Annotated in this window: 14 protein-coding genes and 2 pseudogenes; 11 read left to right on the top strand and 5 right to left on the bottom strand. The window is 33.9% G+C overall.

The genetic code is table 11. The features are described 5' to 3' along the window. Positions 1 to 336: 336 nt before the first annotated feature. The 3 genes from CQZ94_RS28705 (at position 337) to CQZ94_RS32085 (ending at position 2,081) form a co-directional block, all read left to right on the top strand. Entirely contained in the window at positions 337 to 1,185 is an 849-nt protein-coding gene (locus CQZ94_RS28705; protein ID WP_105588175.1) for a DUF2935 domain-containing protein, read from the top strand. Positions 1,186 to 1,629: 444 nt separating this feature from the next. After that, complete coding sequence (locus CQZ94_RS32090) at positions 1,630 to 1,773, top strand: hypothetical protein (protein WP_258166078.1); 144 nt, start codon at positions 1,630 to 1,632, stop codon at positions 1,771 to 1,773. An 89-nt stretch (positions 1,774 to 1,862) separates the two neighbouring features. Further along, positions 1,863 to 2,081 (top strand): hypothetical protein, encoded by a 219-nt coding sequence (locus tag CQZ94_RS32085; protein WP_242236690.1) that lies wholly within the window; start codon positions 1,863 to 1,865, stop codon positions 2,079 to 2,081. A gap of 426 nt (positions 2,082 to 2,507) precedes the next feature. Here the strand turns inward: CQZ94_RS32085 and CQZ94_RS28690 are convergent, their stop codons facing one another. The 4 genes from CQZ94_RS28690 to CQZ94_RS32075 form a co-directional block, all read right to left on the bottom strand. Continuing rightward, complete coding sequence (locus CQZ94_RS28690) at positions 2,508 to 2,840, bottom strand: heterocycloanthracin/sonorensin family bacteriocin (protein WP_105588173.1); 333 nt, start codon at positions 2,838 to 2,840, stop codon at positions 2,508 to 2,510. Positions 2,841 to 3,236: 396 nt separating this feature from the next. After that, positions 3,237 to 3,338 (bottom strand): YjcZ family sporulation protein, encoded by a 102-nt coding sequence (locus CQZ94_RS28685; protein ID WP_000505688.1) that lies wholly within the window; start codon positions 3,336 to 3,338, stop codon positions 3,237 to 3,239. A 285-nt stretch (positions 3,339 to 3,623) separates the two neighbouring features. Next, positions 3,624 to 3,764: a hypothetical protein gene (locus tag CQZ94_RS32080; RefSeq protein WP_258166077.1), complete on the bottom strand. Its 141-nt coding sequence runs from the start codon at positions 3,762 to 3,764 to the stop codon at positions 3,624 to 3,626. A 20-nt stretch (positions 3,765 to 3,784) separates the two neighbouring features. Further along, on the bottom strand, positions 3,785 to 3,988 hold the full coding sequence (locus CQZ94_RS32075) for a hypothetical protein (protein ID WP_258166076.1): 204 nt from the start codon (positions 3,986 to 3,988) through the stop codon (positions 3,785 to 3,787). 310 nt (positions 3,989 to 4,298) lie between these two features. On the opposite strand from CQZ94_RS32075, the gene CQZ94_RS28675 reads away from it, so the two are divergent. The 7 genes from CQZ94_RS28675 to CQZ94_RS28640 all read left to right on the top strand — a co-directional run bounded on the left by CQZ94_RS28675 (position 4,299) and on the right by CQZ94_RS28640 (position 12,360). After that, entirely contained in the window at positions 4,299 to 5,411 is a 1,113-nt protein-coding gene (locus CQZ94_RS28675) for an aminopeptidase (protein ID WP_105588172.1), read from the top strand. Positions 5,412 to 5,577: 166 nt separating this feature from the next. Continuing rightward, on the top strand, positions 5,578 to 7,077 hold the full coding sequence (locus CQZ94_RS28670) for a serine hydrolase domain-containing protein (protein WP_105588171.1): 1,500 nt from the start codon (positions 5,578 to 5,580) through the stop codon (positions 7,075 to 7,077). Between the two features lie 288 nt (positions 7,078 to 7,365). Beyond that, positions 7,366 to 7,824: a VOC family protein gene (locus CQZ94_RS28665; RefSeq protein ID WP_105588170.1), complete on the top strand. Its 459-nt coding sequence runs from the start codon at positions 7,366 to 7,368 to the stop codon at positions 7,822 to 7,824. A 393-nt stretch (positions 7,825 to 8,217) separates the two neighbouring features. Then, positions 8,218 to 9,450: a DUF4073 domain-containing protein gene (locus CQZ94_RS28660; protein WP_105588169.1), complete on the top strand. Its 1,233-nt coding sequence runs from the start codon at positions 8,218 to 8,220 to the stop codon at positions 9,448 to 9,450. Positions 9,451 to 9,729: 279 nt separating this feature from the next. Further along, positions 9,730 to 10,221, top strand: coding sequence for a DinB family protein (locus CQZ94_RS28655; RefSeq protein WP_105588168.1), 492 nt, complete (start codon positions 9,730 to 9,732; stop codon positions 10,219 to 10,221). A 317-nt stretch (positions 10,222 to 10,538) separates the two neighbouring features. Next, positions 10,539 to 11,534 carry a D-cysteate sulfo-lyase gene (gene cuyA, locus CQZ94_RS28645; RefSeq protein WP_105588167.1) on the top strand — a complete coding sequence of 332 codons (996 nt, stop codon included), beginning with the start codon at positions 10,539 to 10,541 and terminating at the stop codon, positions 11,532 to 11,534. Positions 11,535 to 11,730: 196 nt separating this feature from the next. Continuing rightward, entirely contained in the window at positions 11,731 to 12,360 is a 630-nt protein-coding gene (locus CQZ94_RS28640) for a class I SAM-dependent methyltransferase (protein WP_105588166.1), read from the top strand. Positions 12,361 to 12,583: 223 nt separating this feature from the next. Here CQZ94_RS28640 and CQZ94_RS32510 read toward each other — a convergent pair. Next, a pseudogene (locus CQZ94_RS32510) lies at positions 12,584 to 12,875 on the bottom strand (hypothetical protein); the annotation flags it as partial. A gap of 223 nt (positions 12,876 to 13,098) precedes the next feature. Between CQZ94_RS32510 and CQZ94_RS28635 the strand changes: the two are divergent. Continuing rightward, a pseudogene (locus CQZ94_RS28635) lies at positions 13,099 to 13,721 on the top strand (L,D-transpeptidase family protein); the annotation flags it as partial.

Below are 13,721 nucleotides of genomic sequence, written 5' to 3'. Positions count from 1 at the left end.
TGCCTACTTTTATAACATCTATAAACGATAATAAAATACTACGTGAAAAGACCGCGTTTTGTATAAAAATATACCTTAAGTTGATGGATGTGGGGTAGTTGCACATCGCTATCAGGCTAAGGTTGCGCCAGGGAAACTTCAGAAGAAAAGCTCACTCCTTATATAAAAATAGATAAGGAGTGAGCTTTTTTAGGCTATCGATAATGATAGGTTAGGTTAATTTTACATGTATACGAGATTTATCATTATTCATCATGAAATTTTATTGATGGTATTTTTATATATATTTACTCATAAGAATGGAACTAGCTTAGTATTTACTGAGGGGGATTAAGAATGAATAGGGATGAAACCTCATTACATCCTGATACGGGTGTTACGTCTGTAATGTTTGTTGAACGATCATTAAATGAAATTCGTTTTTGGTCTAGAATCATGAAGGAGCATTCTTTTTTTCTTCGATTGGGGTTTAGATGCGAGGATACCCAACTAATCGAAGAGGCTAATCAATTTTATCGATTGTTTGAACATATCGAAAAAATAGCGTATTCCTATACAAATGAAACAGATCCTGGGCAAATAAAAAGATTTAATGCAGAAGTACAACAAGCTGCAACTAATATTTGGGGATTTAAACGAAAAATTCTAGGATTAATTCTCACATGTAAATTGCCAGGACAAAATAATTTTCCACTGTTAGTTGACCATACAAGTAGGGAAGCTAATTATTTTAGAAAACGTTTAATTGAATTAAATGAAGGTAAATTAGATGCCCTTCCTGATGCTATTATTAAAGAAAATGTTTTCTTTTTAAGGATTATGGCAGACCATGCTAAATTTATTGGTCATCTTCTTGATCCATCGGAAAGAAAGCTTGTAGATATAGCCCGGAATTTTAGCAATGATTTTGATGAATTGATGTATCAAGCAATTGACTTAGAATCTATGAAACCACAATCTCAAACAGTTCCTCTTTTAGATCAATTTTTAGATCAAAATCGTGTGTCAGTCACATCTCTTCGGGATTTTAAGAAAACGGCACGTGATTTAATTGAGCAATGTAAAATAAAGAGTATCATTCATCCATTATTAGCAGACCATGTTTTTCGTGAAGCTGATAGATTTCTTGAAATAATTGATATGTTCGATGCTCATCTTACAAATATTAAATCACAATCTAGATAGTAGAAGATAAGGAAAGATACTATTTGGATTTAAACTGAGAAGTTAACAATTTATTGTTAGCTTCTTTTCCTTGTGATGGATTCATCCATTATTTTATTAAATATTCCCAAAGGGATTTTTAACCCCTTTGTTTATAGTCTTTTAATGTATAATTTCTTTTTATAAATTGGGGATATTAGGAGAATTGACGGGAAGGCAATGGTTTCGGGAATTTGAAAGTAAACTAATAATAAAAAGTTTACTTTCGTATTTACAATAAAATACAACTGTTTTTTGTTGATTTGCTATTTTCGAACTTTTACCTTTCGGGAATATTGTTTATGTATATTATCTTACTTATATTTATCAGCTAATGTTTTTGTTAGATAGTGGATGTTCAAGTGAAATTACTAATAAGTAATGAAAATCTTATACAATGGTATGAGAAAGGAAAAAAGTTCTAATTTGTTGAAGCGGAATGCGAAATATATTATAGAAGAAAATTCAGAAGCAACAAGTAAATATAGCTTGTTCTTGGGTTCGTATGTAAAGTTAGGCGCTATGATGGGTATGCCGTTTTTAGGAATAGCGAATCCGAAAGTTTTTTAGCAAGTAAACCATTTGGGAAAGAACCCGATTTATATGAGAATGAAAATGTAGAAGTAATATATCTTTTAAGATTAATGAATGCAATTTTTGTGCTAGTTTGTTGGAAAGAAAACAAATGGACTTCCTCGGAGGAAGAGGATTTAGCTAGGCTATTACCTCATACAATATTAAAGGAAGATCAAGATTCCGCAGTGATAGTCCGAGCTACTGATTTTATTAATAGTTCGCATCATTATTTAGTATCTTCAAAACGGGCACAGTATGAAAACGATGCAATTTGGATTGTTTTAGAATATCCTGCTTCTTAATAAAGTATTCTATTGTTTGTATATAAAAATGGTTGATTAATATAAAAACACCATTTTAAATTATTTTGAAATGGTGTTTTATATTTTATAAAGTTACACGCCTGGAAAAACACTTAGAAAAATTCTTCATTATATAAAGGTAAGTCTGATAGATCTACTTTATACCCGTTAAATATGTGGGTTTGAAATAAAGTCACGATGCTTTGAAAAAAGATGCGATGTTTATAATAAAGTCGCGAAGTGTTGAAGGAAGTTGCGACGTTTCTATCAAAGAATTCTAAATGATTTTTGATTAAACTTTTTTCACGAAATAAAATTTGTACACTAATCCACAATAATTACTCTGTTTTTGTTCAAACTTTATTCAAAATGAATTCTTTTCGGTTCTCACTAAATAAGGATTTTTAAAACATGTCTAATCAAACTTTATCCAAATGTTACAGTAGTACCGTTAAAACCACTAAAACCATTAAAACCATCAAAACAATTAGAGCAACCACCGCAACCACCGCAACCACCACAATTAAAGCAACCGAAGCAACCAAAACAACGGAATCCACCACAACGGAATCCACCACCACCACAACCGCCACAACGACCACCACAACCGCCACAACGACCACCACAACCGCCACAGCGACGAGCATCACCTTCAATATAGTAATATGGATATTGGTTTTGCTGGTCCCAATACACAACATTTTCAGACTGATAATCATTAAGGCTTAACGCTTGTAGTTCTTGTTGAAACTGATTCATTTTCATGACCTCCGTTTATAAAATAAAACCCCATCAATGCTTTCCTATATTTCTGTTCGTTAAATCTAAGTAGAAATAGCGCTATAAAATAAGTTCAATACGTACACCAACAAAATATGACCTATCACTAGATGATGCACCTTGTTCATATGCCTATTTTAAGGTTGTTTTTACTATGGGCTCATTTTTTTAAGATGAAAATGCCGCAACATTATTGTCTTCTGAATGTGCAGTTGTATAGTACGTAAAATTATTACTGTAGAGGTATAACGTTTCTGTTATAATTCAATCGTGCACAAGTGCAAAATCACATATAGTCTACCTACGGAAATAGGTGGGCTTTTTAACGCATAAAGAAAAGACACCCATATATGGGTGTCTTTTCTGATAGTTTTTTTAGCAGAAGCAGCTAGCTCCAACTATGATTAATAAAATAAATAATACTACTAATAAAGCAAAGCCGCCGCCACAACTACTGCAACTACCACCAAAGCCCATAATAGTTCCTCCTTTAATGGGAGGGGAAAACTAGGGTTCACTCATGTATTTTAACGGATTCATTTTACTTTATGTTTTTACGCATTAATTGAGCAGGTCCTTTTGAAAATAAAGAAAAGACACCCTAAGGTGCCTTCCTCCGACTTGAACCATCTTAATTTTAATAATATATATTGGACTCCCATCCAATATAATTGTATCAAACTGATGCACAGTGGCAATTGAGAAATACGATTAACAAGAGAATGATAGCAGTGACGCCACCTAAAAATAAGGGAGTAGATTCTACTCTACAGGTTGACTACGAATTCGTCGATTCATGGTAACCCAAGTGGCTGTAAACAATATCATTAATAGTATTACAATGATATACAATCCGTTTTGAGGTATCATGATACCAATCATTACGCCCATTAATCCTCCCATTGCTCCTGCTACAATCCCATTTAATATGGGATCATATCTTGAAATGGAAAACTGATAATACCACTAACAAAAATACCAATCAGGAGTCCTAAAACATAGGCTGTACTTAAATGGTGACTCATAATGGCTCCGATAACTACACAAATTGTCATTGTAGAAATCATTCCTAAGGACATCGGAAGTGAATGGACGATTATATTAGATTGTTCATTGAGTTTGTACAAACGATTTCGTTGCTTCCAGAGTGTGAAAATTATATGGAAAATGAGCAGTGCACAAATAAATAAGATAACAACGGAAAAGAGCCACGATATACCCACAGTGTTCATATGGTTCATTTTTGATGATACTTTGCGGATCTTGGTTATTACCAGGGACTCTTTACTTTAGTGTGGCTGTAGTACCTAGTCTATGGAATTTATATGTTATATTTCTAATGATTTATTGTTTGGATGGAGAAGAGAAATGATTGAAGAGAGTAGTTCTCTTTTTTTATTAAGTTATTGAAACGGCAGTGAAGGGATGAGGGGCGTAATGAAGCGGGAATTATCTAAATTAGCAGATGTGCTAGTCAACCATTCTACTAAAGTGCAACCTGGTGACCAAGTGTTAATTCAAAGTGTTACTGAAATAGATCCTATAGTAGTTCGTGAAATTATTAAGGCTGTGGAAAAAGCAGGGGGATATGCGCATGTATCAATGCGTGACGTTTCTGTTACGAGGCAACTGATTTTGTCAGGATCTGAAGAACAATTTAAGTTGTTTGCAGATTGGGAGTGTTATCGCTTAAGTAAGATGCAAGTATATATTAATCTCCGTAGTCCTAGAAATGCATATGAATTAGCAGATGTACCAGCAGAAAAAATGAAATTATATCAAAAGATATTTGGAAAAGCTCATAGTGAAGCAGTGTATAAAACAAGATGGGTGACAACTAGAATCCCGAACGAAGCCTCTGCGCAAGAAGCGAATATGAGCACTGAGGCTTATGAAAAATTTTATTATGATGTTTGTACGTTAGATTACAGAAAAATGTCGATAGCGATGGAGCCGTTAAAAGAATTAATGGAAAAGACAAAGCGAGTAAGGATTATTGGGGAAGGTACGGATTTGAAATTTTCAATTGAAGGAATTGGTGTATTAAAAGGAGATGGCACGGATAATATACCTGATGGTGAAGTGTATACAGCACCTGTTAAAAACTCAGTAAATGGAGTAGTAACTTTCAATACAGTGTCTGTCCAACAAGGTTATTCGTTTCAAGATATAAAGTTACATATTAAGCATGGGAAAATAATAGAGGCATATGCAAATGATACAGAGCGAATAAATCAAATTCTTGATACGGATGAGGGAGCAAGATATATTGGTGAATTTGCACTAGCTTTTAATCCTTATATATTACACCCGATGAATAATACGTTATTTGATGAAAAAATAAATGGTAGTTTTCATCTAGCGATTGGAGATTCGTTACAAGGTGCAGACAACGGGAATAAATCAGCGATACATTGGGATTTAGTAAACATTCAAAGGCCAGAGTATGGCGGGGGTGAAATTTGGTTTGATGACGTACTTATTAGAAAAGATGGACGTTTTATTTTACAAGAGTTGTTCGGATTAAATGAAGAAAATTTAAAAAGGTAAAGTGCTTTATTGAAATTGTGTAAAGGACAGTAAAACCCCTGAGTAATTAGTTTGTTGATTTTTATTACAATTTTGTAAGGTTAAGTAATAAAAATCGATAGAACTGGATATTTGAATGAGATATTCTGAATAACGGAGAGAATATTCTGAAAAAGGGGTGGAGCAAATGAAGAATAGACAAAAAGTATCCATAATATGCAAAAGTATTTTATGTTTAATCATTTGTATATTAATTACGAATGAAGCGTGGTTTACAAAAGCGGTGAGGGCAGAATCGGGCACGTTGACTGATAGGAGTATAGAGAACTTCAAGAAAAAGATGGATGAACAGGTACCAAAATGGCAGGGGAATTATAATGTACCAGGGGTTGCAATAGGCATCGTACATGAGGGGCGTATTGCTTATACACTTAACTACGGTTATGTAGATAAAAAGACAAAAAAAGCGGTGAGTGATGATACTTTGTTTCAGGCTGGTTCCATATCTAAAAGTCTTACAGCGTGGGGAATCCTACATCTTGTAGATGAAGGTCGTTTATCATTAGATGATCCCGTTGGAAAATATCTAACCAAATGGAAATTACCTAATTCAGGGTTCAATAATAATGAAGTTACAATAAGAAGATTGTTAAGCCACACAGCAGGGCTTTCTGCACATAAAGGATACCTTGGGGTTGCACCCGGGAAACATCTTGATTCTATCGAGGAGTCTCTGTCTGGAAAAGGATGGTTTAATGAGCCAGTGGAGGTTACCAAAAAACCCGGTTCAGAAACAATTTATTCTGGTGGTGGATATACAATTTTGCAACTTGTTATTGAAGAGGTTACCGGAATACCTTTTGATCGTTATATGGAGGAACAAATTATGAAACCTGTAGGAATGAAATCTAGTTCATTCCTACAACGTCCTGAAAATCCTAATCTTTCGAAAGTCTATGGATATTTTGGAGAGGAACTCCCTAGTTACCAATTTACCGAACAGGCTGCCGCAGGTCTCAAGACAAATATTACCGATATGATGACATTAATACTTGCAAGCATGGATGCAAATAATAAAGGTAATGGTGTCATCAAAAGTGAACGTGTTAAGGAAATGCAAAAGCCGGTATTAGGTGAGAATGGTTTAGGTGTATTTGAAAAAAAGTTATCTAATCAATGGAAATTAATTTATCATTCTGGTGACAATCGAGGCTGGCATTCTTTTTATGGTTTCATTCCTAATACAAAGGATGGATTGGTAATTCTTACGAATAGTGAAGGTGGTATAGACTTACGACAAGATATTTATCACGCATGGATTGAATATGAAACTGGAAAATTACCTGAAAGTTACTTCTCTCTCGCTGAGCAGAGAAAAAACAACTCAATTATATCAATTGTTATTGGAGCCGCACTTGGCGTATATTTGTTGCTGTTTGTGATTAGATTGTACAAAGGTAGAGGAATCTTCATTATTAGGCACGAGAAGAAACCTTACATAAGATTAGTGGTTAGGGTATTTTTACTTATTATTACCGCTCTGCTCGTATTTTGTGCTGCCTATTTGTGGAGGATTTTAAGTTTAAATTCCGGTAATACAATAAATTTCATTCTAATAATGGCGTGGATTATAACATTATTAATTAGTGGATTTTTCCCGAAAATTAGAAGTAATAAAAAACAATAATTAGAAAGCACATAATTAAAAATATTAACTACCCCCAAAGAGTGAAAAACGCTATTCTTACTAAAAGAATAGCGTTTTTCATTTTTTAAATAGGATTTCATCTAAATTTAATGGAGTCTCTTCCTACAAAAGCAGTAGAAATTTTATTTGAATTTACTACTTCAGTTGGATATATCATATTTTAATTTCGATAGAATAGTAAATATGGAGATACATAATTCAGATTTAAAATTACAGTAACTACTTAACCCGTTGTTACCAATACAAATACAGAGAGGAGCAAGTAGAATGATACAGAACATATATGAAACTCATTTACATGTAAGAGATTTAGAAAAGGCGATAGATTTTTATCAAAATAAGTTAGGGTTAGCATTAGCAAGAAAACTATCGAAAAGAAAAGTGGCTTTCTTTTGGGTAGGAGAAAGTAAAAAGCAAATGCTTGGGCTATGGGAAGTACATAATATTGAGGATTTTGAGATGAAACACTTTGCTTTTGGTGTAGATTTAGAATTTCTAAAGACTTCTAAATTATGGTTAGAGAATCGTGGAATAGAAGTGGTAGGAAGCCAAGGGAAAGGAAATCAAGAGCCAGTTGTCCAAAGATGGATGCCAGCTGCAAGTGTATACTTTCTGGATTGTGATGGGAATAAATTAGAGTTTATTTCTATGTTACATGATAATCCAGATGAATTAGAATATGCATCTTATTTAAGTGAATGGAATGCGGAACACCAAGAAAAATAAATGAGATGCATCTAAACGGAAAACGTTATTTTTTTGTGGGAATATACAGAAAAGATGGGCGTTTTATTGTACTAGAGTTGTACGAATTAAATGAAGAGAATTTAAAAAGGTAAAGTACTGTATTGAAATTGTGTAAAGGAAATTAAAACACAACATATCAAACTAAGTGATTGATCGTATAATTTTACATTCATTTAATATTAATAGGTAAATAGAAAAATTGGCGCCAATTGTTAAATGTGTCGTGTAAAAAAGACAAAATCTCTTAAAAAACACTTAATTTTTCACTCCATCAATTTTTACAATCTCTCCTTATAATGTGAATTGGACAAGCAACTAAGAGAACGCAGAACATGTCAGTTTATACATTCTATTATTAGGGGGAGAAATTGTATGAAAAAGGCAGTTGCTTCATTAGCTGTTATGGCAGTATTATTACCGACATTTACAATGCATGCAGAAGGAAAAGAGCAAGTTCGAAAGTCAGCTACAACTTTTAACGTTATTAGTGACATTCAAGGGGATTTAGGGGATTTTGATCATGTGTTAAAAGATATGAACAAAGTGACGCCACTTTCAAGAGCACTTATTATGAATGGGGATATAACGCCAACTGGACAGCAGTCGCAGTATGATGATGTAAAACGTGTGTTAAACAAAAATAAGCATCCGGAAAATGTGTGGTCAACTGTTGGGAATCATGAGTTTTATGCTGGTAAATGGACAGCTGATGGGAAACTCTCTCAAAATACATGGCCAAATGGTGTAACTGAGAAAACGCTATTCAACCGCTATTTACAGTTTAGCGGACAAGAAAAGGTATATCATAAAAAAGAATTAGACGGTTATCCGCTCTTATTTTTAGGAACTGAAAAATATATGAAATACCATGATTCAAAAATGTCGGATGAAGTATATATGAGTGATGAACAATTAGGTTGGATCAAACAAAATCTAGAAGAGTACAGCCAGAAAGATAAAAATAAGCCGATTTTCATTTTCTCTCATCACGTTTTACCGGATACGGTATCTGGATCAAGACAATCACCATATTTACAAGACTATTTAAACGTCGATAAATTGTACGATATTTTAAAAGACTATCCGCAAGTTGTTTTCTTTACGAGTCATACGCATTGGGATTTAAATTTACCTGACTGGGCTGGTAAAAAGAAAATTGCAGGTGGAGATGAAAAAGGATTTACTGTTGTAAATACGGGCGGAATTGAAACGGGCTGGATGTCAGCTGGACCAAATGGCGGAGAGAAAACTGCTCCAGATGGTTCTTCATTTAAACAAGGATTACAAATAAGAGCATACGGTAACGATGTAACCGTAACAGCTTACGATTATAAACGTGATAAAGATATAAAGAAACTATTAATTAGTGATGCGAAAATTGCACGAATGGCACCAAATGTTACAGCAGATGATAGTGAAAATGTAATTGTCGGTGCAACTGAATATATGGAGTACGCTATAGAAGGAACGAATGAGTGGCAGACGTATAATCCAGGGAACCCTCCAAAATTTGATGGAGACAAAATTATATATGTACGTCATAAAGGAGAAATGAATTTACAGCCGGGATTAATGCAGCTTCTTCGTTTTTCGGCAAATAAGTGATTGGTAAGAGCCTTATCGAATGAGATAGGGCTCTTTTTGTTTGGCTTTGTTAAAAATAATGTTGTTATTCAAACATATAAATGATAACTAAAATGGTTTTAGACAGTTGTTCTTTTTCAGTAGCGATTCTGATAAACTTATATGATCAGAATTTTACAAATAATAGAACGTTCATTGTTCCATTAAAGGGCCAGTTTAATAGCTATCTACAACACGCCGCAAATAAATTTTGACCAAAGGGGTTATCTATTAAAGGGATTAAATTGGAGGGAATAGAAAATGGATGTAAAGACACTTTTGTTACAACAATGGGCAAGCTGCTTAGATGAAGAAGACTGGTTTCCACCACTTGAAAAAGTGCTAGAGGGTGTTACTTTTGAACAGGCAATTTGGAAACCAGATGAGGGGGCAATGAATTCCATATGGGAATTAGTTTGTCATTTACTTTTCTATAAAAAGAGACTTCTGATGCGATTTCTTGGTGAAACAGCGAATGAACCACAGGCAGAAGATAATGAATCTACATTTCGATTACCAACTGAGACATTTCAAAATTGGAAGGAAACAAAACAAGAATACTTTTATGTTCATCGTGAACTTGAAAAAATATTAGCAAAATCAGAACAAGAAGATTTGTATAGACAGATCCCTGGAGAAAGATCATTAGTTCTTGAACTGAAGAGTTTAGCATTGCACGACGCATATCATATTGGGCAAATTGTATTTCTAAGTAAAATGCAAGGAGCTTGGGCAGGGAAACGCAGCTTTTAAAAAAGCGTCATTAGCTTTACAGTTATTCTATTATAGGGGGCTTTAATGAAATATGGGAACGTCCAAATCGGACGTTCCCATATTTTATACATAAAAAACAATAATGCTATTTAACAAAGCCTTTTGTTTTGTCTTTTTTGTTGGTAAGTCGATATAAATTTCATATACCGCACCGAAGTTAAAATCGTTAGTTGAATTTCATTTACCGAACTGAAATTCAATACATTTTTAATCCAGAAAGATGACTTCATCATTTTTACATGTAATAATAGTATCGTTACATATATTGTGAAAGAAGTACAAAAGGAGCGTTATTGATGAACTTAGCTAAATTCCCGAGAAAAAAATATACAGAATCATATACACCAATTGAAAAGTTAAACAATTTTTCTGAAGCACTTGGTGGGCCAACTATTTATTTTAAACGAGATGATTTACTTGGTTTAACAGCTGGCGGTAATAAGACGAGAAAGTTAGAATTTCTAGTTGCGGATGCACAGGCAAAAGGTGCAGATACGTTAATTACAGCTGGCGGTATTCAGTCCAACCATTGCCGTCTAACATTAGCAGCTGCGGTAAAAGAAAAAATGAAGTGTATTCTTGTGTTAGAAGAAGGGCTTGAGCCAGAAGAAAAGCCAGACTTTAACGGAAACTACTTCTTATATCATTTATTAGGCGCTGAGAATGTAATTGTTGTGCCAAACGGAACAGATCTTATGGAAGAAATGCATAAAGTAGCGAGAGAAGTAAGTGAAAAAGGAAATACACCATATGTAATTCCAGTTGGTGGATCGAACCCTACTGGCGCAATGGGTTACATTGCTTGTGCGCAAGAAATTATGGCTCAATCATTCGAGCAAGGAATTGATTTCAGTTCAGTTGTTTGTGTAAGTGGTAGCGCTGGTATGCATGCTGGTTTAATTACTGGTTTTTCCGGAACGCAAAGCAAAATTCCTGTAATCGGAATAAATGTAAGTAGAGGAAAAGCAGAGCAAGAAGAGAAAGTTGCAAAACTTGTAGATGAAACTTCAGCTCACGTTGGTATCCCAAACTCTATTTCACGCGAAGCAGTTACATGCTTTGATGAATATGTAGGGCCAGGTTACGCGTTACCAACACCGGAAATGGTTGAAGCGGTTCAGTTACTTGCGAAAACTGAAGGTATTTTACTTGATCCAGTTTATACAGGTAAAGCAGTAGCGGGGCTAATCGATTTAATTAGAAAAGGTAAATTTAATAAAGAGGACAACATTTTATTCGTACATTCAGGTGGCTCGCCAGCTTTATATGCGAATACGTCTCTGTTTGCGTAAGTGTAAAAAGCATTGGGTATCCAATGCTTTTTGTTTTTAATTAATGTTGAAATTTGATACAATTTCGTGAATATGCGATAACGTTGCTACATTCAATGAAAGAGGGCATGACTATGGTATGTCCAAGCACAAGAGTTACATAGGCAACAGTAGATTTTTAAAAAAGAGAGTTAATATTTATAAAGGAGATTGAGATATGACAGAATTTTGGGAAGCAAGTTTTATAGAAAATCAAATGATATGGGGATTTGAAGCCTCAGACTCCGCAATTTTGACGAAGGAATTTTTCCTTGAAAAGAAAGTGAAGGATATATTGATTCCTGGTATTGGGTACGGAAGAAATGCAAAGGTTTTTATTGATAACGGGATACATGTAACAGGTATTGAAATTTCAAAAACAGCGATTGAATTGGCAAGACAAAATGAACTTAATGCTGATTTCTTCCATGGTTCAGTAACGGATATGCCTTTTGATAACAAACTGTATGATGGTATATTTTGTTATGCACTTATTCATTTATTGAATAAGGATGAGAGAGAGAAGTTTATTAAAGATGGCTATAACCAATTAAAGCCAAACGGATATATGATTTTTACTACTATTTCAAAAGAAGCCCCAATGTTTGGAAAGGGTAAACAACTGGGTAGAGACTATTTCGAAATAATGGAAGGGGTAAAAATGTATTTTTATGATGCTGACTCGGTAAAACAAGACTTTGGAAAATATGGACTGATCGAATCTACGGGAATTGTTGAGCCACATAAAAATATGGAAAATAAACCTCCATTTAAATTTATAATGATAAAATGTCAAAAAAAACTATAATTACATAATAGAAACACCGAAATAGAAGCGAAAGCTGTGGTATATCAAATTTGGATTAGTTCTAATAAGGATATAGTAGAAGTAATGGCGGGAGATAATCGGTATGCTCAATTAACAGAAAAAACGCAGCCACTTTGTTTGAAATTATTACAGGTGAGACGTTATCTGAATAAAAGTATATGGTACTTAACTTTTGGGCTTTTTCCGGGATGTCTTGTTCTCAATGATGAATATGTAGACTGCTGTTTTCTAAAACTACGTCTTTTAAAAAGTTTACATTCTTAGAAAAACATTGAATTTGATATAAAAGGAGTTCAGAACGCTCTTTTATGTACTCATCAACTTGAATTGGAACTGCTAATCTGGTCCCGATACCTTTACTCTCTGTCCATTCTTATTGTTTTCTTCTTTTCAGTTGAAGATTTAGGATCTGTTTTATCATGAATTTCAAATACTTAATCTACCAAGTTCTTTGTTAAATCTACTAAGTATGCAATCATAATTGCATACTTTTTGTATTTATTGCAATGATTTATTACTTGTAAGGGGTTATTTATTGTGAATTGAAAAAAATTATCTGCCATCTTTATGTGTTATTCTATTAAAAAATCTAAATTTGGTCAATTAAATGCGATAAAATCTGGTCAAAAATAATGAAATTTCAGGAAAAATAAGGTACACTAGTCAATGGTTTTGATTTAAAATCGATTGACGTTAATGTATATGGGGGAAAGATTGATGAACAACAATACAATAAATGAATCAGTTGAAGAAGTTGATAAAAAACGAGTAAGATCAAGCAAACGTTTTACAAATTGGAAGCTTATCGCAGCGGGTGTTGGTATAATTGTACTTCTCATTGGGGGGATGAGTTATTATCAGGCAACTCACTTCAATTCGAATGTTACGATTAATGACACAAAAGTCGGTGGTCTGAGCACTGATCAGGCAATACAGAAATTAAAAACATCTGGACTAGCAAACAAAGTCTATGTCGATCAACAACAAGTTTTAGATGAAAAAGATACAAAAACAGAACTTACGGAAAAAGATTTGCCTCAAGTTAAGAAACTATTAAAAAGTCAGTGGACATTTTTCCCTTCCTCAAAGGAAAAAAATTATTCACTGCTACCGGAAAAGGCGGATCAGTATCGTAGTGAAACGATGAAAAAGCTTGTAGAAGAAAAGCTCATCTCTATGAACGAAAAATTAAAAGCGCCTCAAGATGCTATGGCGAAGCTCGAACAAGGCAAGGTTATTATTTCGAAAAGCGTTGAAGGAAAACAGTATGACGTTACTAGTCTACTGAAAGATTACGACAAGCAGAAGTATAAAAGCGAAATTCATCTGAAGTCTGCATA

The sequence above is a fragment of the Bacillus sp. MYb209 genome (genome assembly GCF_002975175.1).
GTDB lineage: Bacteria > Bacillota > Bacilli > Bacillales > Bacillaceae_G > Bacillus_A.
The sequence above is the reverse complement of the archived record's forward strand: the minus strand, read 5'-3'. Positions and strand labels throughout refer to the sequence as shown.